Here is a 22,471-nt window from a genome sequence, read left to right as displayed (position 1 = left end):
GGGCATGTTCGTTACATCGTCTGCTTCATATAGTAAATAACAAACTCATCGAGTGGCATCGGTTTCGCATAGCGATAGCCTTGCATCGAATCACAGCCGATTTTCCGTAAGAAATTCTCTTGATACTCGGTCTCGACACCTTCAGCGACGAGCGCCATCCCGAGTTGCCGGGCCATCGCGACAATGGTCGCGGTGACGGTCTGATACTCCCGGTTTTCTTCGAGTTGCATCGTGAACTCGCGCGGGATTTTCAGCTCATCGATTGGATAGCGGACGAGGTAGGCGAGCGAGCTGTAGCCGGTACCGAAATCGTCGATCGACAGTTTGATGCCAAGCGCCTTCAACTCGAGAATCCGTGTCAACACGCGGTCGGATTGATGGGCCGCGACCGTCTCGGTCAACTCGAAGTTAAGTCGGCCAGGTTCAATCGGGAACCGTTCGAATAACGTCGTCAAATATTCGATTAAGTGCTCATCGAACAGTTGGCGGACGGATAGGTTGACCGATAGTTTTGGTAAATCGATATCGCCTTGCTCGAATGCGTACATCAATTGGAATGTTTCATGAATCATCCAGCGGCCGAGATCATGGATATGCCCCGTCTCTTCGGCAATCGGGATGAACTGGCTTGGCGGGATGAAGACGCCATCTCGTTGCCAACGCATGAGCGCCTCGGCCCCGATGATGGCTTTCGTCGAAGCGTCAACTTGAGGCTGAAGATAAAGTGAGATCTCGCCTTTCTCGAGGGCGGTATCAAGCCCTTCCATCAACAGTTTGCGCTCTTCTTTGTGGGCCCGTAATTCAGGAGCGAACAAAACGGTCTCGTTGCGTCCTTTGTCCTTCGCCTTATACATGGCAAGGTCGGCGTTCGACAGCAAATGCTTGAGCGTCGAACCGTGTTCAGGATAGCGGACGATACCGATGGACGCGTGAATCTCGACGAGCGTCCCGCCCATGAAGTACGGCGGACGATAGACGGAGCGCCGTAACCGTTCGACGAGCATCTCATCGTCGTCATGCTCGGCGACAACGATGAATTCGTCACCACCGAGCCGGCCCGCATACTCGTTCGGCAACAAGGCGCCCCGCAGACGTTTACCGATATGTTGCAACAACTCGTCACCCATATGATGGCCGAACTGGTCGTTAATTTCTTTAAAACCGTCGAGGTCGGAGAACATGAGCGAGAACGGACGTCCTTCCGCGATCAGCCGTTCAATCTGTTCTTGCAGGGCGTAGCGGTTATGAAGCCCGGTCAGACTGTCATGGTTCGCTTGATAATAAATCTGTTCTTGTTGGACGATCATTTGCGTGATGTCCTTGACGATCGCATAGATGCCTTCGACTTCGCCGTCGATAATCATCGGAATGTTCATCAACTGCCACACCCGTTTCGCCCCGTCTTCGGTGACGACATCGACGTCGAGCGTCCGGGGGCGACCGTTCGTTAAATCGTGCAACACGGTCGCATAGGCGGACCGGTCTTTTTGTTCGATAATGTCTAAAATGTTGGAGCCAATCAACGTTTCCGTATCATGACCAAGCACCGAGCTGCCGGCCACGTTCACAGACAATACTTCGCCATGGAGGTCGAACAAGAAAATCGGTTCGGCATGATAGGCGAATAGCGAGCGATACTGTTGTTCGCGGACCTCGAGTTCATGCGCCTTCGTCGTCACCGCGACTTCGAGGTCGGTATTGACGGTATGTAAACGGTGACTGATCAATGCGTTTTGTTTGGCGACGACGAACTGACGGATGAGCAGCAACAAGACGGCGTTCGCCGTCATCGAGTCGAGCACAGATGTGCCGAGCAGCCGATCCGAGGCGAGCATGAATAGCATGACGATCGCGCTATAGACGACGTAGTCGAACACGGAGTCATAGACGAGGGCATCTTCTCTCGATTCATCGAACACGTAGCTGATTGAAATGATAAAGATGCTACTCACTTGAAGCAGGTGCACCAACTCATGGCCGATGCCGTTGAAGATGAGCAATTGGTTCAAAATCGAGGCGGTCGTGAAGCCGAGAATGCCGATCAACAAGAGCACACGGAACGTTTGGCCGACCGAGGTGATGCGATTCAAGTACAGGAAGCCGAGCATCATGTAGAGACTAATCAACACCATCTGTTCTTCAAACCCGTTCAAGTGAGCCGCATAACGCCCACCGTCGTTCGAATAAATGAACAGATGCAACGCCCCGATCAACACGAAGCTGAACAAGGCGAAAATGTCGAATGTTCGCAGTTTCAATGTCCGAATTTCAATCGATTGCGTGATGACAATCAGCGACATAATCAAATAAAAAAAGTTCTGAATGAACGGCATATGGTTGATTGCTGTCGATGCGCCAAAATGGTGTCCGACCAAATAAGCGATGAAGCAGACATTGCCGGCGCTAATCAGTAAATGTATGTAGCGTCGCATCCCACGATTTTGAAACACGGCCGTCGCGCTGAAGACGGTCGCGATGAGAGTGACCGCCGTGAAATAGACGAACAAACTCGTCTCTCTCAAGGCGTAAGGGGTGAACAGAATCAATAAAAGTCCGAGAAAAAAGGTCCCGACGAGCAAAGCGGGGACTGTTTGGCGCAACGAGTGGTTGGTCAACTCATGCACCTCCTTCTGTATATGTCTAAGAGGCTCACCATTATTATCGGATTGTTCATGCGTTTGTTACACAAAAAAATCGACAGCAACTCGCTGTCGATTAAAGTGTATACGAATGTTCTTTGAAGTTACCGACGACCGAATCGATTTCGGAGACGGTGACGAACGCTTCTGAATCAATCTCGGAGACGATTTGACGCAGTTTTGGAATTTCGTTGTTCTGGACGACGACATACAACATCTTCTTCGAGTCGTTCGAGTAACCGCCGGTCGCGTCCATAATCGTGACGCCGCGTTTCAAGTTCTGCTTGATGACAAGGTTGATTTCATCGGCTTTCTTACAGATGATGAAACACTGCTTCTGCGCCGAGAAGAACCGGTGAATCGTCAACAACGTCCGCGACCGGACGAAACTGAGAACGAGCGCATACATGACCGCTTTAATGTCGAACGTGATGAACACGAGGATATAGACGATGATATCTTGTGTCAAAAAGATTTTCGGGAGTGATAAGTTCCGGTTGTTCGTATAAATGACTTTCCCGAGAATGTCGAGTCCTCCGGTCGAAGCGCCTGCGAACAACAGCAGGGCGAGCCCGAGGCCGGAAACGATCCCACTGAACACCGAGGCGACGAGCGGGTCATCGAGCGGTGTCGGCGGGATGAGCACGGGCAACGTGTCAATCAAGATGGATGATAAGACGACGACGAGGCCGGTCATGAGAATGAACCGTTTCCCCAGATATTTAATCCCGACGATGAAGAGCGGGATATTCAAGACGAGTTGCGTGAATCCAATCGGCGTGTTGAACAGTTCATTGACGATCAACGTGATCCCGACGATACCCCCGGACCCGATTTCGTTTGGTTTGAGCAATAGACCGACAAAAATCGATTGTAGAATCGTTCCGGCGATGATGAACAAGGTCGTCTCGACGGCGATCCGTTTTCTAGTTTTTGCGTACATAGATAATGGCTAGGCGCCATACGCCCCCTTTGAAATAAACTCATTCAAGCGTACTCCGACGATGTCGGAATTTCAAGCGTCGAATGATTACAATTCATTATGGAAGCGGTCGATATCACTTGCGAGCTGTTCATGAACGTAATCGATGACTTGAGCGTCATCGAATAAGCCGAGCGGAGCGTCATCCGGAATCGCATCGAATGGGGATACGAAGTAGAGGACGGCGGCGACGAGGGCATGCTGTTTGTCTGGCTGCATCTCGAACTGGTCGTTATAGAGGGCGCGCAACATATTGAGCAATTGTTTCATTTGGAAGTAGAGCGTCAGTTCTTCTTCCCGTTCGATATTGCTAATCTCGCTTGACGCGACATCGACTGTCACTTTAGCGAGAGCGAGTTCACCTTGGACCAAGAGGTCACCCAATTTTTCTTTGTTGGTATAGTCCTCGGTCGCGCTTGTTAAAAAGTGTGTGTACGTCGTTTTCCAATCTGACATGTATATTCCTCCTTCTGTCTTCATCTACTAATATGCCCGTTTTTGCGATTTGGTTGCAACTTTTCCGAAAATTTAAGAAAATAGAAATAAGTGAAAAAGGAGGAACTGTACATATGTCTACTGTAACCATGCCGACCGAGGCAGAATTTGCCCGCTACGCTGAGCTTGCCGTCAAAAAAGGCGTCAACATTCAGCCGGGCCAACAGCTCGAAGTCCGAGCTGATATTAGCCAAGCACCGCTCGTCCGTCAAATCGTGAAAGCAGCTTACGCGGCTGGCGCGAAACAAGTGTATGTCAACTGGAGCGACGAAGAGACGACGAAAGTCCGTTACTTCAACGCCCCGGCGGATGCCTTCAAAGAATACCCGGAATGGCTCAAGGCACGCTTTGAACAATTGGCCGAAGAGAAGACAGCCTTCCTATCAATCGTCAGCGACGACCCGGACGCACTGAACGGCGTTGAGTCATCACGCATCGCGGACTCGAATCGTGCTGCCGGCGTGGCACTTGCCAAATGGCGTAAATACGTCATGAGCGACAACGTCAGCTGGTCAATCGTCGCTGGCGCTTCGGAAGCGTGGGCGAAGAAAGTCTTCCCAGACCGTGAAGACGCTGTACCGGCCCTTTGGAAAGCGATTTTCGAAGCGACGCGAATGGACCAACCGGATGTCGTTGCGGCGTGGGATACGCATGACGCATCGCTCCGTGAACGAGCGACATTACTCACGAATAAGAAGTATGCGAAGCTCCACTACAAGGCACCGGGCACGGAATTGACGATCGGCTTGCCGAAAAAGCACGTCTTCCTTGGCGGCGGCGGTCCGAACATCGACGGCGTCGATTTCATCGCCAACATGCCGACCGAAGAAGTGTTCACGCTCGCTGATAAAGATTCGGTCGAAGGACACGTCTCGAGCACGAAACCGCTCAGCTACAGCGGCAACTTGATTGATGGGTTCACGCTTTGGTTCGAAGGCGGGAAAGTCGTGAAGGCGGAAGCGAAACAAGGCCAACAGGCACTCGATGAGTTGTTGAACCTCGATGAAGGGGCGCGTCGTATCGGAGAAGTTGCGCTCGTGCCGGACGACTCACCAATCTCGAACTCGGGTCTCCTTTTCTATAACACGTTGTTCGACGAGAACGCATCATGCCACTTGGCGCTCGGACGCGCCTACTCGACATGTCTCGAAGGCGGACCGCAAATGTCAGCTGAAGAGCTCGCCGAGAACGGTGCGAACGACTCGATGACACACGTCGACTTCATGATCGGCTCGGCCGAGATGAACATCGACGGCGAACTCGAAGACGGTTCACGCGAAGCCATCATGCGTGACGGCAACTGGGTCATTTAATCAAGCAAGAGACGAATCCCTTCGTGGAATTCGTCTCTTTTTTATGTCAATTCATAGAGGAAGGCGAGGGCGTTCGGTAGCCGACGCCGCCACGCGATTTCATTATGGACGGCACCGGGCTCGACTTCATAGCGGAAGGCGATCCCTGTTCGCGCGACCGTCTCGACGAGTTTCGCGTTCGTATAGAGGTAATCCTCGGGCGTGATCGGTCCGCTCGTCTCGTTCGTCCCGATGTCCATATAGAGACGCGCCGTCACATCGGCCTGCTTCACATCCCGAATGAGGGAGTCGAGATTGGCCCAAGCGGCTGTCGAGAGCGAGCCGACGCGCCGGATGGACGGATAGGCCGTCATCATATAGAGCGAGATGACCCCGCCCATCGAGCTGCCCATCACGCCGACGTTGTCCGGGTCGGTCGCGTAGCGTTCATCAATCCACGGCTTCAACTCTTTCATGAGCCAGTCGGCGTAAGCCCGACCTCTCCCGCCGAGCGTGGGCCGTGTCTTGGCGAGTTCCGGCCCGATTCGGCGATATAGCATCTCATCCTCATAAAACGAATACTCATCGTAGCGGTCGAGCCAGTCCGGGGCACTCGCGATGGCGACGACCATGAGCGGCAATTGCAAGTCCTCGATGTGGCGGTCGATTGACCAACCTTCGCCGATCGTGGCGGTCTTGCCGTCGAACACGTTTTGACCGTCGTGCATATAGAGGACCGGGATTCGTTCGTCAGCCGACACGAAGTCGGGACGATAGACACGGACAATCCGCTTCCGGCCACGTATGGCCTCGGTCGGTAAGGTGAAGCTGAATTGGTCGAGCATATAAAGCGCTCCTTTCGCAGTCAACTGGTTTTAGTTTGCCGGGTGTGGACGAGAAATGCAATCGCGACACTTGACTACCTACCGTTCGTTAGGTAAAGTGATAATGAAGAAAGGGGTCGATGACGGATGAATACGAAACAACGAATCGAGCTGGCGGCACGGCGGCGCTTTGCGCTTGAAGGGTATGAAGGACTATCATTAGCGGCACTCGCCGAGGATGTTGGCATTAAGAAAGCGTCGCTATACGCCCATATCGAAGGAAAAGAGCAATTGTTCAAACAAGTCGTCGAGGACATGGCAGATCGTTACGATCGCGTCTGGCGAGAAGCGCGGGACGCCACTGAGGGCGCGGCACCGCTCGAACGGATCGAGGCCATCGTCGAGACGTTGATTCGCTTCTTTGAAGAAGAGGAGACATGGATGCTGACGAAGCGGATGTTGCTCGTCCCGCCGCCTGAATTGCGATTGTTCATCGAGACGACGCTCGGGTCGGTCGAGACGGACTTGCAAGCGTTTGAGAAAGAACAGTTTCGATTGGCGATGGAGCAAGGGGCGTTACCCGAACAGTCGCTCGAGGACGTTTACGATGCCTACTATTGTTTTCTCGACGGCGCGCTCATCTCACTCTTCACGCTCGAGACGAATCGCGTCAAGCGGCAACAGGCCGCATTCACCATCTATAAGAAAGGAGTCGGATGGACATGAAACAAGATCAAATGGCCTGGGTTTGGCTCATTCTAGCCGGCCTGCTTGAAATCGTCTGGGCCACGACGATGAAACTGTCGAACGGCTTCACGGTGCTCGGTCCGAGCGTGGTGACCGTTCTCTTATTAGTTGTGAGCTTTGGGTTGTTGGCGATGTCGTTCCGGACGTTACCGGCCGGGACCGGTTATGCAGTGTTCACCGGCATCGGGGCCGTCGGAACGGTCATCGTCGGTGCAGTCTTGTTCGATGAGGCGCTGACCGGCATGAAGCTCGTCTTTATCGCGACGCTCCTCATCGGTGTGATTGGACTGAAACAAGTGACAGGAGGAGAATCGGCATGAGTTGGGTATTTTTGATTGGCGCGGGTCTTGCCGAGATGATGGCGGTCTTTTGGATGGGAAAATCGAAAGGCTATCAGATTGTTAAATGGTCGATCTTGTCCGTCGGAACGTTTGCCTTAAGTTTTTATTTGTTGTCGCGCTCTCTCGAGACGCTCCCGCTCGGGCTGGCATATTCGATTTGGGTCGGGATTGGGGCGGCCGGCGGCGTCGTGCTCGGCATGCTGTATTTGAACGAATCGCGGGACCGGTGGCGTATCTTCTTCTTATTGCTTATTATCGGGAGTGTCATCGGATTAAAAGTTGTCGCGTGATCAGGATTAGCTTCGAATAAAAACGGGAATTGAATAGTTCAGACTGTGAACGAAAGGGGCGGGGACGATGAGTCATATCAAACTGCAATCCGAGCGTCTACGACTCGAACCTTACACGATTGCTGATTTTTATTTCGTGAAATCGCTACTCCAAGATCCGCGCGTGATGCGTTTCATTAGCCCGGATGGAAAGCCATATACGGATGAACAGACGATCGAATGGTTCGAGCGCCAGTTGGCCCGCTATCAGACGGGTCGTCAAACCGGGTTGCTCAAATTGATGTCGCATGAAAATGACGAGCCAATCGGTCATGCCGGCACGTTGCTCCATGAACTCGACGGCACGATTGAACTTGAAGTCGGATATTGGTTGGCGCCGAAGCATTGGCATATGGGCTACGGACGCGAGGCAGCGGCTCGTCTCATGCGTCATGCGTTCGAAGAAGGTGAGAAAGAGATCATTTCCTTGATTCATCCGGATAACGTCCCATCGCAACGGGTCGCGAAAGCGAACGGACTGCATTGGGATCGGGATACCGAATATCAAGGCATGCTCGTCTCGGTATATGCCGGTGATTTAGAACGGTTGTGCCGCCATATGAAACGGGAAGAAATGACGCGTTAAAAAAAGTAAAAAAAAGTTTTAAAAAACAGTTGCCAAGGCATTAGTTTCTTGATATATTAATAGTGTCCTTAAGAGAGGACACGACCTGATTCTGTAGCTCAGCTGGGAGAGCGCTACCTTGACAGGGTAGAGGTCGCTGGTTCGAGCCCAGTCAGAATCACTTGGGTGCCAAACCCGATGCGAAACCCATAGGAACGTGGGTTTCCGCGACGCCACTTCTTGCGAGAAGTGGCTTTTTTTTTGTTTTTCTTTCAATTGACAGCCTACATAAACAGTTGGTATATTCCTCTCAATACATACAGAAACGGGGAATTATACGATGGTCTTAACCGGAACAATCGTCAACGCGGCGTTGATCGTGATTGGCACATTACTTGGACTCTTGTTTCACCGCATCCCCGAACGAATGAAAGAGACGGTCACCGCAGCCATCGGTCTCGCCGTCGTCTTGCTTGGCGTTCAAATGGGGATGAAAAGTGAGAACTTTTTAATCGTCATCGGCAGTCTCGTCATCGGGGCCGCACTCGGCGAATGGTGGAAGCTCGATGAGAAGTTGAACGAGGTCGGCTATCAATTGGAACGCCGCCTCGGGGGCAAGAGCAAGTCAAGTATCGCCGAGGGCTTCATCACGGCGACGCTCATCTTCGTCATTGGGGCGATGGCCGTCATCGGCGCGCTCGACAGCGGATTACGCGGGGATCATGACGTCCTCTATACGAAAGGATTGATTGACGGTTTCACGGCACTCGTCCTCAGCTCGACGCTCGGCATCGGGGTCATGTTCTCGGCTGTCCCGGTTCTCTTATACCAAGGGGCAATCGCCTTGCTCGCCATTCAAATCATGAAGTTCATCCCGGAGTCGCTCATGGATGACTTTATTTTAGAGATGACGGCGACCGGTGGTGTCATGATTGTCGCGATTGGGTTGAACTTGGTCGGCATCACGCGGATTCGTGTCGCGAACTTATTGCCGGGAATCTTGATGGTCGCGGTCATCGTCTCGATTTTACATATCGTCCAATAAAAAAATCCGAGAGACGCGATGCGTTTCTCGGATTTTTTCAATTCTTCGGTTGTTCGACTTCTTCTCTCGCACTTTCGCGAAGGGCAGAAGCCATGACGTCTGCTAAATCGCGCGAGCGGAGCACACCGACACCGCGGTCGGTCGGACCGTCTGGCGCGGCCACGTCCGCAATCAAGTCGTTCGTCGGCCGTGTCTCGTGAAGCAACAGTTCAGCCGATCCTTTCATCGCCTGGGCGACGATTTGGCGCGCCGTCGCTTCATCGAAACCGGCATCGGTCAAGACGGGCGTCATCGAACCGACGATTTCATAAAAGAAAGCGGGGCTGCATCCGGCGGCAGCCATGAAGGCGGACATCGTCTTCGCATCCGTCACGGCCGTCCGTCCGACGCGTTCAAACAGCGCCGTCGCGGTCTCACGGACCGTATCATCGGTCTCTGGGCCGAACCAGAGTCCGGTCATCCCGCTCCGATAAGCGACTGGGGTATTCGGCATCGCGCAGACGGCAGGGAGACCTGACGCCTCTTCAATCTCGCTCGGTTCGATATGAGCTGCTACGGAGACGAGGAGCGGTGTGCTCCACGTTTTAGATTGCACGTAAGGAATGACTCCGTCCGGTTGCATCGCGAGGACGACGATGTCATACGCGTTGACATCCTCTTCGTCGACGATTTGCACGCCGAGCTCGGCCTGTAACGCTGTCAAACGGGTCCGGTCACTCCGGTTCGTCATCGTGATTTGTTCAGGCAACACACCTGAGGCAAGCCATCCGCGTACGAGTGACTCACTCATCGATCCTGCACCTACCATTAAAATATTCATTCTCGTCACCTCTTCATATAGATTCGGTCGTATACATGTTGCTTATCATAACAAATGACGCAACAAATAGCGCCCATCGTGCTCAAATTGTAAAACAAAGGAAAAAAAGATGAGCGATTTGTCATTTGATTGTCGCATGCGCCATAGATGACAAGCTGGCCCGGGCAAGCTATTATGGCAGTAATCAAACTGGAGGCGATGAGAGTGAAACGAGTGTTAGTGCGGGGGATTCAAGGGTATCAACGGTTCATCTCGCCGTTGAAACCGCCGACTTGCCGTTTTTATCCGACGTGTTCGCACTATGGAATCGAGGCGATTGAAAAGCATGGTGCCCTTAAAGGTGGGTATTTGACGACTCGCCGCTTAATGCGATGCCAACCGTTTCATTCAGGCGGACTCGACTACGTGCCGGATGAATTTGATTGGCGCGCCCCTTTACAACGTGAAAAACCCCCTTCTCAGCGAGACGTCTAACCGGCGGCTCGCTGTTTTAGATACAGCTTAAAAATCAAATTGTTGTTTTATTACAATACTTTTGACAATCTTCTAAGTATTCTGAAAAAATAGAGGTGTACGATTACATAAGGGGAAGGGGAATTCAATATGAGTCAATCGTTCAGTGAACTCATCGGTACGATTTCGAACTTTGTGTGGGGACCACCGTTATTGATTTTGCTTGTGGGGACAGGCATCTACTTGACGGTACGGCTCGGGGGACTTCAAGTCACGAAGTTGCCGTACGCATTGAAGCTCGCGTTTTCTAAAAATCAAGACAAAACATCGAAAGGGGATATCAGTCACTTCCAAGCGCTCATGACGGCGCTCGCAGCAACCGTCGGTACGGGGAATATCGTCGGGGTTGCGACCGCGGTCGTGCTCGGTGGACCGGGGGCGATCGTCTGGATGTGGGTATCCGGATTTTTCGGTATGGCGACGAAATACGCCGAAGCCGTGCTCGCCGTTAAATATCGGGTGACCGATGAACGCGGACAAATGGCCGGGGGGCCGATGTATTACTTAGAACGTGGCTTGAAGCAACGTTGGCTCGCCGTCGCATTCGCAGGATTCGCCTCGCTCGCGGCATTTGGGATTGGGAACGGGGTGCAGACGAACTCGGTCGCGATGGCGCTCAAGACGACCTTTGACGTGCCGTTGTATGTCTCTGGTATCTTGATTATGATTTTCACAGGCGCGGTCATCTTGGGCGGTGTCAAATCAATCGGTCGCGTCGTCAGTTACTTCGTACCAGTCATGATCGTCTTTTATCTCGGCAGCGGATTGTTGATTATGGTGATGAACTATACGCTCATTCCGGATGCCATCGCCCTCATCTTCAGCAGCACGTTCAGTGCCGAAGCAATTGGTGGCGGAGCCATCGGGGCCGCCATTCGTTACGGTGTGGCGCGCGGCGTCTTCTCGAACGAGGCAGGTCTCGGTTCGGCGCCGATTGCCGCAGCGGCTGCTAAAACGGATATGCCGGGACGTCAGGCGCTCGTCTCGATGACGCAAGTGTTTCTCGATACGCTCATCGTCTGTTCTGTCACGGGAATCACGCTCGTCATGGGCGGTCAAATCGGTTCGGGCCTCGAGGGGGTCGAATTGACGACGGCGACGTTCGAGCAATTCCTTGGACCGGCCGGCGGTTATATCGTGACGATTGGACTCGTCATGTTCGCCTATTCGACGGTGCTCGGGTGGTCATACTACGGGGAACGGTCGATTCATTACTTGTTCGGTCAAAAATCGATTCTTCCTTATCGGATTGCGTTCGTTCTCGTTGCCGGTCTCGGTGCGATGACGACGAACCTCAACTTGGTTTGGGCGCTCTCGGACGTGTTCAACGGCTTGATGGCCATCCCGAACTTGATTGGCTTACTGTTCTTGTCGGGTGTCGTCATTGCTGAGACGAAGCGATTCAATCAACAGCTCGAACTCGAAAATCGAAATCGAAAAGCCTCTTAAACCAATACGCCACCATCCTCACGGGGACGGTGGCGTATTTCGTTTGCGAACCTCTTCGAGCCGTGCTTGTTGAAGATGGTCGAACACTTTCGTGATGAAACCGACCATGATACCGACACCCGTGATGACATAGCCGATCGTGAACACTTTGCCGATATCGGTCGTCGGGACAAAATCCCCATAGCCGATTGTCGTGAGTGTGACGACACTGAAATACAGGGCATCGAGCCAACGCATGTCTTCGAAGCGTGAGTAGAACAGTGTCCCGGAGAGGATGGTCAGGAAGGCGAGACTGAACAAGACTTGAAACTCCGCATCCTTCAAGCCACGCCAAATCCCGCGGAACATGCGCCGGAACGTCAAGATGAAAGATAGCATTTCATTTCCTCCTTTCCCTATAGGTTTGTTCGCTAGCAACAGGGGAACATCCTTTATAGCAAAACTGGAGAGGATGATCATGATGACACGACTGATTCCAAAAGAAGAAGGGCTCGATCATAGCCTGGCGTTCCTACGGGAAGGATATTTATACGTCCCGAACCGCCGGAAGAGCTTCCAGTCCAATCTGTTTGAAACACGCTTGCTCGGCGAACGAGTCATCTGTCTCGGAGGCGGCGAGGCGGCAGCCTTGTTTTATGACGCGGACAAGTTCGTGCGCAAAGATGCGGCACCGAAACGGTTGCTGAAAACACTATTCGGTGAGGACGGGGTGCAGACGTTAGACGGCTCGGCCCATACACATCGCAAACAGATGTTCATGGCGCTCATGTTCCCCCAAAATATCAAGCGGTTAACGAAGCTCGTCAGCCGGGAGTGGGAACGGGCGCTCGACGCGTCGGCTGACGAGACGGTGCTCTATGACACGGCGCAAGAAGTTCTCATGCGGGCCGTCTGTGAATGGGCGGGGGTCCCGCTCCGTGAAAGCGAAGTAGCTCGCCGGACGGACGAGATGCGATTGCTATTTGAATCTGGGACTGCGCTCGGACCAAAACATGTTCGTGGGCGAGCGGCCCGCTCCTCGGCCGAGGCGTGGGTGCGTGGCATGGTCGAAGAAGTGCGGAAGAACCGGCTTCTCCCAAACGAACAAACAGCGTTATATGAATTTTCTTGGCATCGGGATGAAGCGGGTCATCTGCTTCCGGCCGACGTCGTTGCTGTCGAAGTGATCAATATATTGCGCCCGACCGTTGCCGTCTCGATTTATGTGTTGTTCACTGTATTGGCGCTCCACCAATTTCCAGAAGCGCGGGATCGATTGGTTCGTTGTGAGACCGAACCGACATGGTTCGTCCAAGAAGTGAGACGCTTTTATCCATTTTTCCCCGTGACCGCTGCGAGGGTCAAGCAAGATTTCGAGTGGAACGGATTTACGTTCGAAGAAGGGACGCTCGTCTTGCTCGACTTATATGGGACGAATCATGATCCTTCCTTGTGGGCGGAACCGGATACATTCAACCCCGATCGGTTCAAAGACTGGATGGAAAGTCCGTTCACGTTCATTCCGCAAGGTGGCGGGGATGTCGATTTCGGACACCGCTGTGCGGGGGAGCACGTGACGATTGCAATCATGCGTGAGACGATCGACGTGTTCCTAACACGTTACCGTTACGAGGTGCCGCCGCAAGACCTCAGTTATAGCTTTGTCGATTTGCCGAGTTTACCGAAGAGCCGTTTCGTGCTGAATCAAATTCGAAAGAACAAATAAATGAGTCGCCCGCGGGCGACTCATTTCGTGTGTAACGCTAACCGTTTTGTAATCGGTTGAATCGTGATATTCGTATCGACCATTCGATTATCACGTTTCGGTTCATCAGTCTGTTCGATTTGCCACGACGTATCATGTGACTCTTTGAGCGCCATCGCGATGTCATACAGAGAGTGACTCGAATTACCGTTCAATTGGTACAGGCCGGGCCCGCGCTTCGTCAAAATCTCGAACAAGGCATCGGCCGTGTCTTCCAAAAACGAACAAGACGGATACCAGTGGGCACTCGCGACGATGACGCCATGTCGTTTCATCTCGTTCTCGAAATAATCCATCATGTTATTCGAACCGGCACGATGCCCGATTTGCCAACCGAGCCGTACGATTTGGGCACCAGGATTGGTCCGGGCAATCGTCTCTTCGCAGGCCCGCTTATAAGCCCCGTATTCATCGGTCGCGTCAGGAGGCATGTCCGGTGTGATTGGCCCTGTCACGTTGTCAGAGAACACCGAGACGGTGCTCGTGAAGAGAAATGGAATCTTATATTCTCCGCATAGCCGAGCTAGCGTGTCGGCCCATTCGACGGCACCCATCCCGATATGAAGAAAGTAGTTCGGACGCACCGATTCGATGAAACGTCGCATCTCGGCCTCATCTGTGGTCGATACTTTCGTTCGGTCCCAGGCCACGGGCTCGATGCCATGCCGCGTTAACGTCTCGGCGACGACGGGGGCGACGGTCCCGTTCATACCAGTCAAAATTGCTTTCATCATGCATTCCTCCCTTTTGTTTCTATCATCCCACACTTCACGAACTGACAAACCCTTTGTGGACAGCTTTATGCTAGACTGTTGAGTGGAGGCGATAATGATGAATATTCGAAAAGCGACACCGGACGATCAGTTGCAGATTGCACCGCTCGTCTATACGGCGATTCATGAAATCGCCTATTCATTGACCGGCACATCCGATCAAGAGCACGTGCTCGATCGACTCGCGATGTGGATTGGTCAGCCTGGCAACCGCTTGAGCTACGAGAACATATGGGTGGCCGAATCCGATGCGACGATTGCAGGCATCCTGATTGCGTATCACGGCGAGCAGGCGGCAATGCTCGACGAACCGATTAAAGCTTGGCTCCGGACAAACGGTCAGCCCGACGAGTTGGATGTCGAAACGGAAGGCGACGTCCTGTATATCGACTCGGTCGCCGTCGACGCGACGTTCGGCGGACGCGGGATTGGGACGGGCTTGATTCAACAGGCGATTGCTCATGCGCGTGCCATGAACATTCCTCGCGTCACGCTCAACGTCGATCAGACGAACCCGGCAGCAGGTCGATTGTATGAACGTCTCGGCTTTATGAAAGAGAAAGAGATTGAGATATCCGGGGGACGGTTCGATTATATGACGTTTACGGTAAGCGAGAACGCCTGAACACGTCACGAAACCGATGCAAACCGATCGGGACTCGGCTATACTATAGGCTTGATCACATTGAGAGAGAAAAAGGAGATTGTGTATGGAGTGGAAGAATATGTTGCGCGGCATCGCGATGGGAACGAGTGATTTGATTCCTGGCGTCAGCGGCGGGACGATTGCAGTCATTTTAGGAATTTATGACCGTTTGATTGAAGCAATCAGTGGTATCTTCAGTCGGCATTGGAAACAGCACTTGTTGTTCTTGATTCCGCTCGGGATTGGAATGGCAGGGGCGATTTTAGGACTCAGCCGCGTGATTGAGTTCCTCTTGCTCGAATATTATGAACCGACCCAGTTCTTTTTCATCGGATTGATTCTCGGGATTATCCCGATGCTCTTCTTTGAATTTCGAACGAGAGCCGTCATGCGACCGGTGCATATCGTCGCGATGGTCATCGGAGCGATTCTTGTGGCCAGCATGGCAATCATCAAACCAGCAGATACGGCGATCATCACGGAACTCTCGACAGGGACGACGATTCTCTTGTTCTTCTCAGGATGGCTCGGCAGTATGGCGATGTTGTTGCCGGGAATCAGTGGCTCATTCGTATTGCTTTTGATCGGGGTGTATCCGACCGTCATCAGCGCGTTGTCGAACTTGAACTTGCTCATTATCGGCATCGTCGGTCTTGGAGTGGCCGTCGGTTTTATCGTCAGCAGTAAAGTGATTCGCTATTTGCTCGGTCATTTTCCGGGCATGACGTTTTCGGTCATCATCGGGTTGGTCATCGGCTCGCTTGCGGTCGTGTTCCCAGGTCTGCCGGACACGACAATCATGTGGATACTCAGTATCTTCTCGTTCTTCGCTGGATTCATCATCGTCCGTCTACTTGGACGTTTCTCCGTTTAACCAAACATGCACGCCCGTCAATGAAGACGAGCGTGCATGTTTTTTGCTTAATAAATGAACGGGATCAAGCGTTTACGTGACTTGGCCCACGTCTGATACGTCACACCGAAGTGAGACGTCAACATCTTCTCCTCGATATGGATGCGCCATAAGAGAGCGAGACTCATCAAACATGTACCGACGAGAGCAATCGTCCAAGGTGCGAAAAAGAGTGAAAATCCGAACGTGATAAATAAGAGCCCTGTGTAGAGGGGGTGGCGTAAATAACGATACGGTCCCGAACTGACGAGCTCATCCGCGGGCCGGACGACGACGTGGCGGGTGAACTGATGGCGCAATTGTCGGATGCCCCAATAGCGAAGTGAGACACCGGCGATGAACCCGCTCAGGCCGAGCAGGCGTTGCAGTGTGGCCTGACGTGTATCGGTCCAAACAGAAAGTCCGATCGAGATAGCGAATACGGTAACCATCATCAATGAGACGATATAAAAACTGGCGTGCTCACTGGCACCATCGGTCGGTTCGGACCGGTTTCGGTATCGCCAAATTTCATATAGCCAAGCGACCGAGGTGAGAACAAATAATCCATCGAGCCAATCCATAACGTGCCTCCTTTTTCAATACCTTCGATGTATTACCCGTGTCTTCCTCCTCACTAACGTGCAGGAGACGAAAAAACGTCTCGCGATGTGCGGGACGTCAAGAAAGCCTAACGGGCATTGGCAAGCAAAGTTGCGGCGGCCTGCTGGGCAGGGGGCGCTTCTTTTAGCTCATCTTTAATCAAATGGTAAGTGAGACACATCGGTTTTTCGGTCCGGGGGTCACGCCCGATGATGGCATCGATATGGAACACTTGTCTGAGCACGAGCGGACAAATGACTTCCTCAGCCGAACCGGTCGCGAGCACCTCGCCGTCTTTCATCGCAACGATATGATCGGCAAAGCGAGCGGCCTGGTTCAAATCGTGGAGCACCATGACGATGGTCCGCCCTTGCTCTCGATTGAGCGTTTCGAGCAGTTCGAGCACTTCGAGCTGATGGGCCAAATCAAGGTAAGTCGTCGGTTCATCCAAGAAGATTAAATCGGTCTCTTGGGCGAGTGCCATCGCAATCCACACGCGTTGACGTTGTCCCCCAGACAGGGCGTCGACGCTGCGGTCTTTATAAGCGAGCGTCCCGGTCACATCGAGTGCCCAATCGATGACTTCATGGTCATGTTTCGAGAGGCGTCCAAATCCGGACTGATAAGGGAATCGACCGTAGGAGACGAGTTCGCCGACGGTCAAGCCGCCGGCACCTTCCGGCGTTTGCGGCAAGATGGCCATTTTACGGGCAATCTCTTTCGTATTACATTTCGCGATGTCGGCCCCGTCTAAATGCACAGCGCCAGCAGATGGAGAAAGAATCCGTGTCATCGCTTTTAAGAGCGTCGATTTTCCACAACCGTTCGGTCCGATAATCGTCGTGATTTTATGGTCGGGAATCGACAAGCTCAATTGTTTTACAATCGTCTTGTCCCCATATCCGACCTTGATATCCGTCGTATGTATCCGTGACATGATGGATTCCCCTTTCCGTAAATGACGCCCGTGATAATGATTCTCAATATCGAGTTTACTATAGCAAGTGCGACACATCGTGTCAATGTTTGTTTGATGTCAAAATAGATTGTCGAGCGGTCTAATTCGCGGTATAGTGAATGAGAATGAGAATCAATGGCGCAGGAGTTTTGAGGAAGGGTGAGGACGATGAGCGAACAGGACCTATATGATGTAACGATTATTGGAGGCGGACCGGCCGGGCTATATGCGACGTTTTACAGCGGATTGCGGGGGATGAAAACGAAATTGATTGAGTTTCAACCGCATCTCGGCGGGAAAATCCATGTCTATCCAGAGAAGATGATTTGGGACGTCGGGGGTGTCACGCCGATGACCGGGGCTCGACTCATCGAACAACTGGTAGAACAAGGCTTGACGTTCGACCCGACCGTCGTGCTCGGAGAAAAGGTCGAAGCGATGACGAAAGATCACGATGGCCATTTCGTATTGGATACGACGCACGGGCAACATCGATCGAAAACGGTCATTGTCGCGACAGGAAGTGGTATCCTGCAACCGCAGAAAATTGATATTAGCGGAGCGGAGCGCTTCGAGGTCTCCAACTTACACTATACGGTCAAATCGCTCATGGCGTTCAAAGGGAAGACGGTGTTGATTTCGGGTGGCGGCAACAGTGCGATTGATTGGGCCAACGAGCTTGAACCGATTGCCGAGCGTGTCATTTTGACGTATCGAAAAGAGGCGCTTAAAGGACATGAGTCGCAAGTCGATAAGCTCCTCTGTGGACGTGTCGACTGTCGATTGCATACGCAAATCGAGGATTTGATTTCCCGGGACGGGACGACGATTCATGCCGTCGCTCTCGTCGATTGCGGAACAGGCGCCCGCGAGGTTGTGGAAGTGGACGAGGTCGTCATCAATCATGGGTATGAGCAGGATACAGCGCTTCTCGGGGAATGTGAGCTTCAAGTCGAGATGGTGAACGATTTTTACGTGAAAGGCAATGCGAGCAGTGAGTCGTCGGTGCCAGGTCTATACGCAGCGGGCGACATTTTGACGCATGAAGGGAAAGTCCATCTGATTGCGGGTGCTTTCCAAGATGCGGCCAACGCTGTCAACCGAGCGAAAACGTTCATCGATCCGGACGCGACGAAAACCGCAATGGTATCATCCCATAACGAACGATTGAAAACGAAGAACCGGGATATCATCGAACAGGCATTACAAAAGCAGTGAGGGGAGCCCTCACTGCTTTATTGTTGGATAATCACATAGTTCGACGATGACGCCTCCGGAATGACGGGGGTCCATATAGATGAGGCGCCGGCCTTTGGCCGTCGTCCGCAACGTGTCCTCTAAAAAAGTTACACCGTCACGTTTAAGTGACTCGATTGACTCGTCCAAATCCTCGACGCGATAGGCGATATGGTGAACACCTTTACCACGCGCTTTCATGAAGCGAGCGATTGGGCTGGTCGGACTCGTCGGCAATAATAGTTCAATTACGTCGTCACCCACGTGGATGACGGCAATCTCCGTCTCGACGCCGATGGCTGTGTTCGTATAACGGTCGACCAACTTTCCTTGTAGAACGGTCGTGTAAAATGCGATCGCCTCGTCTAAGTCACGGACGGCGATTCCGGTATGGTCAATGTGCATGGTTGTTCCCTCCTCTCGCTCTAGTTTGACGAAACTTGAACAAATTGTCACTTCACAACGTTTTGTCGGAATCCGATATACTAAAAGAGGGAGGGACGGCGAAATGAACGGAAAGATCACTCTTGGATTGGTCAGCGCGTTCGCGCTGGTGTCATTTGTGTTTGGACTCTCACTTGCGACGTTTGTCGACTATCGGATCAATGAAGAGCAAGTCGTTCTGGAACGCTTGACGACCCATAAAAAAATTGGCCCATCTGAACTTCTATCCACAGAAGTGGACTTTCACTTGAACGGTTCGAACTACGCCCTGCGGTTTACAGACGAGCCCCACATCACGTACTGGTTCAGTGTGACGGATCGTGAAATTCAGTTCGACCGGATTGAATCGTTGGACCGACGTGATACGGGTCTTCGGACCAATCTCTTTGAAAAGATGCCACCGCTCGCGATGGATTCGACAAACGCTGCCGAATAAAAACACGAAACGAACGAGTCTGATTGACGGACCGCGGACGTTTCGTGTTTTTTTTATTAATCCGTTCGCGCTGGAGTCAAATACTTCAATAATGTATAAGTGGATGATGGCGTTGGACGGGCGCCTTGCTCGTATAAAGCGTGCAGGACGTGTGTCTGCATCGAAGTGGCAGTGACACTCATCAATTCTGTCTTTTTAAATTTATCATAGTATGATTGCTGAAAAAATGAGATGCCTTCTTGAGTAAATTCTTTTTGGCCAACGATATGCAACTCGTGGAGGTACAATCGACCTTGCTTAATCTCGCCGTACATCGTACCGACCACGGTGCCTTTCCATTTTAACGAATAAAAGATTGTTTGCCTTCGATGGAGCATATCAAGTGCCCGAGCCGTAAGGGGGACGGCTCCAGGCAAGAGCCAGAAATATTGATTTCGTTTTCGTAACCAATCTCCATGCGTCTCGGGATACTCTATACAAAATTGCCATTGGTCAAAAGTTGTTTTTGTGTACGGAACGAAAGGGAACTCAAACGACGTCGCCTCGAGGTGGGGAAGAAATCCAATGTCCTTGAAACCATTCAACAAATTGCCTGGTGCGTCAGTTGGGAGAGTTACCGAAACCGTTGTGTTATGACGAACCTCTAATCGAAGTTGGAACAAGACCTGATCGATTAAACCACTTAACATCATGCGATTTTTGCAAGTGGTGTCGCTCAAGCGAATCAAATGCGAGGTTTTGAAATCCTTGCAGTCAACTGTGACAGCGGCGACTGGCTTGTTACGAAACCACCCGGTATAGTGGTAGCAGTCAGCAGACAGACAGAAAAGATGTGGAAGTTGACCTGCTGGATAGAGAGAGTGGAGCATGGACCGTTCATGGGGCTTGAGTTGTCGGCTTTCTTTGACGATAAAGGTGTGCTTCATGAAAGCAACCTACTTTCTACAGTTATTGGAACACCCTTAAATTGTAAGCGTTACCACTTTAAAATGCTTGTATTAAAATGATGAACATTATTTGGTTAAAATAGGGATGAATTTAAGGCATTTTCCTGAGAGTCCCGTTTAAAAAGAACAGGAGAATGGCTTCAGAAATAGGTTTGTATCAAACTGAATCGAAAAAAACAAAACTAGATCTTTTAAACGGAAATGGGTGTGAGAATTATTTAACTGGGGGGGAAACGAAGAAAACCGTGTCATGACTTTGAAATCGACATGCTATAATTGATGTAAAGAAACGAACCGAGGAGACGACTATGCGATATTTGACAGGCTTGTGGTTGATAGTAGTGCTGTTGGCGGGGACGCCGCTCGTGGCTCAAGCGGATACAGAAGAACCGATTGTGGTCCACGAGAATGTCATCGTCGACGAGGCGGTAGAACTATATGAGGGGTTTCGCTCCCCGAATGAGATGGTCTTTATTTTTGTGCTGATCGTGTTACTGTCCGTCATCGGTCTTGGAATCATTAATGCCATCGAATAAAGTGAAAACGTTCACAAAAATGCAATATCTAAAACGGAAGCGGTTTCAAATCTGATTTATACTAAACGTGTAGGAAGGAAGTTCTGCACCAACTTCCCCTCCTTTTCAGATGAACACCCCTCGTTCATATCATGTATTGGAGTCAACCGACGATGTCGATTGACTCCCTTTTTTTCGTATGCAGCATGAGGTTACAACTGGATGCGCTTTTCTTTGGCGAGACGACGCAATCGTTTCGTTTCATTCGTATGTCCATGACTTTCAAGCATATTGACATACACTTTGAACGGTTCAGAACGATGCGAGAAGAACGGGATATATTCGGCGAACAATTTTTGTTCGGCCTCAGATAACAAGCCACGTTCGACGAGCAATTCTAGCTCGAGCATTTTTAAAGCTTGATAATCGGCGAGCGCATTATCGTCTGTCTGGGCTTTCGCTAACGTACGGTCGCACAACGTGGTGAGGCGTTCGTGGAGCAAGTTCCATTCAGCTATACTATACGATTGCTCGAGGAGGGTCGAGAGCAAATCGACCCGGGTGGAATCGACATCTTTTGGGACGTGGAGCGCGGTATACAAAGACCGATCAATCCAAACGGCAGGGGCGGGGGCGTCGAGTTGATAATATTGAATCAGTTGGGATAACATCGTGGTTTGAGACAATTTTAATAGTCGAAACGGGTCACTTGTCGTGAATAGAGGTTCTTCTCCCGCTGAAGACGACAGCAACAAAAACATTTCTTCATACATCGTCCGAGCCTCGGGCTCATCGTCAGCGTAATGGACGAGGTCGCGAATAATCTTTTTAGCGTGAATGTACCAGTTTTTTTGATCCCGTTCGCTCATCACTTGATTGGGCACTAAATATAAATGGTCATATGTCAATTCGACAAAGCGCTCAGCGAGGATGATGGTCTGTGAGAGCGAATGACGTTCGTCTGACGACTTTTGTTCTTTATAGCGCGTGAACTGGCTGACCATAAAGTCGATGTCTTTCTCTTCAATCACGGTTTTTGGGATGTTGCGATACATCTCGACAATTACATCGCGAAGCGTGGCTTCACCGTATTGTTCCAGCAACATCCGTAACTTCCCGATACGCATTAGCTCTCCCTCCTTTCGAGAGGACGTCGAACAATCTATCCATCCACAGATGGGCAGACACCAATTATTATTCCTTTCCCGGTTTCGATTCAAAACAACCATTCCGTCT

26 protein-coding genes and 1 tRNA gene are annotated in these 22,471 nt (G+C 51.5%); 15 read left to right on the top strand and 12 right to left on the bottom strand.

The window, feature by feature from the left end:
• Positions 1-11: 11 nt before the first annotated feature.
• From KNP85_RS10460 to KNP85_RS10450, 3 genes are all read right to left on the bottom strand, one after another.
• On the bottom strand, positions 12-2,615 hold the full coding sequence (locus tag KNP85_RS10460) for a putative bifunctional diguanylate cyclase/phosphodiesterase (RefSeq protein WP_251136281.1): 2,604 nt from the start codon (positions 2,613-2,615) through the stop codon (positions 12-14).
• A gap of 100 nt (positions 2,616-2,715) precedes the next feature.
• On the bottom strand, positions 2,716-3,582 hold the full coding sequence (locus KNP85_RS10455) for a YitT family protein (protein WP_021065252.1): 867 nt from the start codon (positions 3,580-3,582) through the stop codon (positions 2,716-2,718).
• A gap of 87 nt (positions 3,583-3,669) precedes the next feature.
• Entirely contained in the window at positions 3,670-4,077 is a 408-nt protein-coding gene (locus KNP85_RS10450) for a YkvA family protein (protein ID WP_021065253.1), read from the bottom strand.
• Between the two features lie 113 nt (positions 4,078-4,190).
• On the opposite strand from KNP85_RS10450, the gene KNP85_RS10445 reads away from it, so the two are divergent.
• Positions 4,191-5,429: an aminopeptidase gene (locus KNP85_RS10445; protein WP_214715540.1), complete on the top strand. Its 1,239-nt coding sequence runs from the start codon at positions 4,191-4,193 to the stop codon at positions 5,427-5,429.
• Between the two features lie 41 nt (positions 5,430-5,470).
• Here the strand turns inward: KNP85_RS10445 and KNP85_RS10440 are convergent, their stop codons facing one another.
• The gene (locus KNP85_RS10440; RefSeq protein WP_214715538.1) at positions 5,471-6,253 is read right to left on the bottom strand and encodes an alpha/beta hydrolase; all 783 of its coding nucleotides are present in this window, start codon (positions 6,251-6,253) and stop codon (positions 5,471-5,473) included.
• A gap of 126 nt (positions 6,254-6,379) precedes the next feature.
• Between KNP85_RS10440 and KNP85_RS10435 the strand changes: the two genes are divergently transcribed.
• From KNP85_RS10435 to KNP85_RS10410, 6 genes are all read left to right on the top strand, one after another.
• A complete protein-coding gene (locus KNP85_RS10435; protein WP_021065256.1) occupies positions 6,380-6,958 on the top strand; it encodes a TetR/AcrR family transcriptional regulator in 579 nt (192 codons plus the stop codon).
• A gap of 11 nt (positions 6,959-6,969) precedes the next feature.
• On the top strand, positions 6,970-7,299 hold the full coding sequence (locus KNP85_RS10430) for a DMT family transporter (protein WP_029596077.1): 330 nt from the start codon (positions 6,970-6,972) through the stop codon (positions 7,297-7,299).
• Positions 7,296-7,610 (top strand): DMT family transporter, encoded by a 315-nt coding sequence (locus KNP85_RS10425; protein WP_021065258.1) that lies wholly within the window; start codon positions 7,296-7,298, stop codon positions 7,608-7,610. The genes KNP85_RS10430 and KNP85_RS10425 overlap by 4 nt, the downstream gene beginning before the upstream one ends.
• 67 nt (positions 7,611-7,677) lie before the next feature.
• Entirely contained in the window at positions 7,678-8,235 is a 558-nt protein-coding gene (locus tag KNP85_RS10420) for a GNAT family N-acetyltransferase (RefSeq protein ID WP_029596076.1), read from the top strand.
• An 87-nt stretch (positions 8,236-8,322) separates the two neighbouring features.
• Positions 8,323-8,395: transfer RNA gene (locus KNP85_RS10415), tRNA-Val, on the top strand.
• Positions 8,396-8,554: 159 nt separating this feature from the next.
• Positions 8,555-9,259, top strand: a complete 705-nt coding sequence (locus KNP85_RS10410; RefSeq protein ID WP_021065260.1) for a DUF554 domain-containing protein — start codon at positions 8,555-8,557, stop codon at positions 9,257-9,259.
• Between the two features lie 37 nt (positions 9,260-9,296).
• On the opposite strand, the gene KNP85_RS10405 is transcribed toward KNP85_RS10410, so the two are convergent.
• On the bottom strand, positions 9,297-10,079 hold the full coding sequence (locus tag KNP85_RS10405; protein WP_058765705.1) for a pyrroline-5-carboxylate reductase family protein: 783 nt from the start codon (positions 10,077-10,079) through the stop codon (positions 9,297-9,299).
• Between the two features lie 198 nt (positions 10,080-10,277).
• On the opposite strand from KNP85_RS10405, the gene yidD reads away from it, so the two are divergent.
• Together yidD and KNP85_RS10395 are read left to right on the top strand one after the other, a co-directional pair.
• Entirely contained in the window at positions 10,278-10,553 is a 276-nt protein-coding gene (gene yidD / locus KNP85_RS10400; protein WP_082665786.1) for a membrane protein insertion efficiency factor YidD, read from the top strand.
• Positions 10,554-10,682: 129 nt separating this feature from the next.
• Positions 10,683-12,041: an alanine/glycine:cation symporter family protein gene (locus KNP85_RS10395; RefSeq protein WP_021065263.1), complete on the top strand. Its 1,359-nt coding sequence runs from the start codon at positions 10,683-10,685 to the stop codon at positions 12,039-12,041.
• An 18-nt stretch (positions 12,042-12,059) separates the two neighbouring features.
• Here KNP85_RS10395 and KNP85_RS10390 read toward each other — a convergent pair whose 3' ends face one another.
• The gene (locus KNP85_RS10390) at positions 12,060-12,419 is read right to left on the bottom strand and encodes a potassium channel family protein (protein WP_021065264.1); all 360 of its coding nucleotides are present in this window, start codon (positions 12,417-12,419) and stop codon (positions 12,060-12,062) included.
• A gap of 79 nt (positions 12,420-12,498) precedes the next feature.
• On the opposite strand from KNP85_RS10390, the gene cypC reads away from it, so the two are divergent.
• Positions 12,499-13,746 (top strand): CYP152 family fatty-acid peroxygenase CypC, encoded by a 1,248-nt coding sequence (gene cypC, locus KNP85_RS10385; protein WP_353048049.1) that lies wholly within the window; start codon positions 12,499-12,501, stop codon positions 13,744-13,746.
• Between the two features lie 20 nt (positions 13,747-13,766).
• On the opposite strand, the gene KNP85_RS10380 is transcribed toward cypC, so the two are convergent.
• The gene (locus tag KNP85_RS10380) at positions 13,767-14,519 is read right to left on the bottom strand and encodes a sugar nucleotide-binding protein (RefSeq protein WP_021065266.1); all 753 of its coding nucleotides are present in this window, start codon (positions 14,517-14,519) and stop codon (positions 13,767-13,769) included.
• A gap of 97 nt (positions 14,520-14,616) precedes the next feature.
• On the opposite strand from KNP85_RS10380, the gene KNP85_RS10375 reads away from it, so the two are divergent.
• Both KNP85_RS10375 and KNP85_RS10370 read left to right on the top strand, forming a co-directional pair.
• Positions 14,617-15,183, top strand: a complete 567-nt coding sequence (locus tag KNP85_RS10375; protein WP_241764610.1) for a GNAT family N-acetyltransferase — start codon at positions 14,617-14,619, stop codon at positions 15,181-15,183.
• A gap of 85 nt (positions 15,184-15,268) precedes the next feature.
• Positions 15,269-16,078: a DUF368 domain-containing protein gene (locus KNP85_RS10370; protein ID WP_214715536.1), complete on the top strand. Its 810-nt coding sequence runs from the start codon at positions 15,269-15,271 to the stop codon at positions 16,076-16,078.
• A 47-nt stretch (positions 16,079-16,125) separates the two neighbouring features.
• Here the strand turns inward: KNP85_RS10370 and KNP85_RS10365 are convergent, their stop codons facing one another.
• Both KNP85_RS10365 and KNP85_RS10360 read right to left on the bottom strand, forming a co-directional pair.
• Complete coding sequence (locus KNP85_RS10365; protein WP_021065269.1) at positions 16,126-16,680, bottom strand: methyltransferase family protein; 555 nt, start codon at positions 16,678-16,680, stop codon at positions 16,126-16,128.
• 107 nt (positions 16,681-16,787) lie between these two features.
• Positions 16,788-17,636 carry an ABC transporter ATP-binding protein gene (locus tag KNP85_RS10360; RefSeq protein WP_214715534.1) on the bottom strand — a complete coding sequence of 283 codons (849 nt, stop codon included), beginning with the start codon at positions 17,634-17,636 and terminating at the stop codon, positions 16,788-16,790.
• A gap of 189 nt (positions 17,637-17,825) precedes the next feature.
• On the opposite strand from KNP85_RS10360, the gene KNP85_RS10355 reads away from it, so the two are divergent.
• A complete protein-coding gene (locus tag KNP85_RS10355) occupies positions 17,826-18,875 on the top strand; it encodes an NAD(P)/FAD-dependent oxidoreductase (protein ID WP_214715532.1) in 1,050 nt (349 codons plus the stop codon).
• A 9-nt stretch (positions 18,876-18,884) separates the two neighbouring features.
• Here the strand turns inward: KNP85_RS10355 and KNP85_RS10350 are convergent, their stop codons facing one another.
• The gene (locus KNP85_RS10350; protein ID WP_029596069.1) at positions 18,885-19,298 is read right to left on the bottom strand and encodes a VOC family protein; all 414 of its coding nucleotides are present in this window, start codon (positions 19,296-19,298) and stop codon (positions 18,885-18,887) included.
• A gap of 103 nt (positions 19,299-19,401) precedes the next feature.
• On the opposite strand from KNP85_RS10350, the gene KNP85_RS10345 reads away from it, so the two are divergent.
• The gene (locus tag KNP85_RS10345) at positions 19,402-19,773 is read left to right on the top strand and encodes a hypothetical protein (protein WP_029596068.1); all 372 of its coding nucleotides are present in this window, start codon (positions 19,402-19,404) and stop codon (positions 19,771-19,773) included.
• A gap of 56 nt (positions 19,774-19,829) precedes the next feature.
• Here the strand turns inward: KNP85_RS10345 and KNP85_RS10340 are convergent, their stop codons facing one another.
• Complete coding sequence (locus KNP85_RS10340; RefSeq protein ID WP_214715530.1) at positions 19,830-20,699, bottom strand: hypothetical protein; 870 nt, start codon at positions 20,697-20,699, stop codon at positions 19,830-19,832.
• A 329-nt stretch (positions 20,700-21,028) separates the two neighbouring features.
• On the opposite strand from KNP85_RS10340, the gene KNP85_RS10335 reads away from it, so the two are divergent.
• Entirely contained in the window at positions 21,029-21,256 is a 228-nt protein-coding gene (locus KNP85_RS10335; RefSeq protein ID WP_021065275.1) for a hypothetical protein, read from the top strand.
• Between the two features lie 191 nt (positions 21,257-21,447).
• Here the strand turns inward: KNP85_RS10335 and KNP85_RS10330 are convergent, their stop codons facing one another.
• Entirely contained in the window at positions 21,448-22,362 is a 915-nt protein-coding gene (locus KNP85_RS10330; protein WP_214715528.1) for a hypothetical protein, read from the bottom strand.
• Positions 22,363-22,471: the final 109 nt, after the last annotated feature.

Source organism: Exiguobacterium sp. s194, assembly GCF_018618275.1.
In the GTDB taxonomy this organism is placed as follows: domain Bacteria; phylum Bacillota; class Bacilli; order Exiguobacteriales; family Exiguobacteriaceae; genus Exiguobacterium; species Exiguobacterium chiriqhucha.
This window is presented reverse-complemented; position numbering and strand designations above follow the sequence as displayed.

Bases quoted from the DNA above. Each gene is read 5' to 3' on its own strand.
- KNP85_RS10455 (WP_021065252.1), bottom strand. From the start codon at position 3,582: ATGTACGCAAAAACTAGAAAACGGATCGCCGTCGAGACGACCTTGTTC.
- KNP85_RS10450 (WP_021065253.1), bottom strand. From the start codon at position 4,077: ATGTCAGATTGGAAAACGACGTACACACACTTTTTAACAAGCGCGACC.
- KNP85_RS10445 (WP_214715540.1), top strand. From the start codon at position 4,191: ATGTCTACTGTAACCATGCCGACCGAGGCAGAATTTGCCCGCTACGCT.
- KNP85_RS10440 (WP_214715538.1), bottom strand. From the start codon at position 6,253: ATGCTCGACCAATTCAGCTTCACCTTACCGACCGAGGCCATACGTGGC.
- KNP85_RS10435 (WP_021065256.1), top strand. From the start codon at position 6,380: ATGAATACGAAACAACGAATCGAGCTGGCGGCACGGCGGCGCTTTGCG.
- KNP85_RS10430 (WP_029596077.1), top strand. From the start codon at position 6,970: ATGGCCTGGGTTTGGCTCATTCTAGCCGGCCTGCTTGAAATCGTCTGG.
- KNP85_RS10425 (WP_021065258.1), top strand. From the start codon at position 7,296: ATGAGTTGGGTATTTTTGATTGGCGCGGGTCTTGCCGAGATGATGGCG.
- KNP85_RS10420 (WP_029596076.1), top strand. From the start codon at position 7,678: ATGAGTCATATCAAACTGCAATCCGAGCGTCTACGACTCGAACCTTAC.
- KNP85_RS10410 (WP_021065260.1), top strand. From the start codon at position 8,555: ATGGTCTTAACCGGAACAATCGTCAACGCGGCGTTGATCGTGATTGGC.
- KNP85_RS10405 (WP_058765705.1), bottom strand. From the start codon at position 10,079: ATGAATATTTTAATGGTAGGTGCAGGATCGATGAGTGAGTCACTCGTA.
- yidD (WP_082665786.1), top strand. From the start codon at position 10,278: ATGAGAGTGAAACGAGTGTTAGTGCGGGGGATTCAAGGGTATCAACGG.
- KNP85_RS10395 (WP_021065263.1), top strand. From the start codon at position 10,683: ATGAGTCAATCGTTCAGTGAACTCATCGGTACGATTTCGAACTTTGTG.
- KNP85_RS10390 (WP_021065264.1), bottom strand. From the start codon at position 12,419: ATGCTATCTTTCATCTTGACGTTCCGGCGCATGTTCCGCGGGATTTGG.
- cypC (WP_353048049.1), top strand. From the start codon at position 12,499: ATGATGACACGACTGATTCCAAAAGAAGAAGGGCTCGATCATAGCCTG.
- KNP85_RS10380 (WP_021065266.1), bottom strand. From the start codon at position 14,519: ATGATGAAAGCAATTTTGACTGGTATGAACGGGACCGTCGCCCCCGTC.
- KNP85_RS10375 (WP_241764610.1), top strand. From the start codon at position 14,617: ATGAATATTCGAAAAGCGACACCGGACGATCAGTTGCAGATTGCACCG.
- KNP85_RS10370 (WP_214715536.1), top strand. From the start codon at position 15,269: ATGGAGTGGAAGAATATGTTGCGCGGCATCGCGATGGGAACGAGTGAT.
- KNP85_RS10365 (WP_021065269.1), bottom strand. From the start codon at position 16,680: ATGGATTGGCTCGATGGATTATTTGTTCTCACCTCGGTCGCTTGGCTA.
- KNP85_RS10360 (WP_214715534.1), bottom strand. From the start codon at position 17,636: ATGTCACGGATACATACGACGGATATCAAGGTCGGATATGGGGACAAG.
- KNP85_RS10355 (WP_214715532.1), top strand. From the start codon at position 17,826: ATGAGCGAACAGGACCTATATGATGTAACGATTATTGGAGGCGGACCG.
- KNP85_RS10350 (WP_029596069.1), bottom strand. From the start codon at position 19,298: ATGCACATTGACCATACCGGAATCGCCGTCCGTGACTTAGACGAGGCG.
- KNP85_RS10345 (WP_029596068.1), top strand. From the start codon at position 19,402: ATGAACGGAAAGATCACTCTTGGATTGGTCAGCGCGTTCGCGCTGGTG.
- KNP85_RS10340 (WP_214715530.1), bottom strand. From the start codon at position 20,699: ATGAAGCACACCTTTATCGTCAAAGAAAGCCGACAACTCAAGCCCCAT.
- KNP85_RS10335 (WP_021065275.1), top strand. From the start codon at position 21,029: ATGCGATATTTGACAGGCTTGTGGTTGATAGTAGTGCTGTTGGCGGGG.
- KNP85_RS10330 (WP_214715528.1), bottom strand. From the start codon at position 22,362: ATGCGTATCGGGAAGTTACGGATGTTGCTGGAACAATACGGTGAAGCC.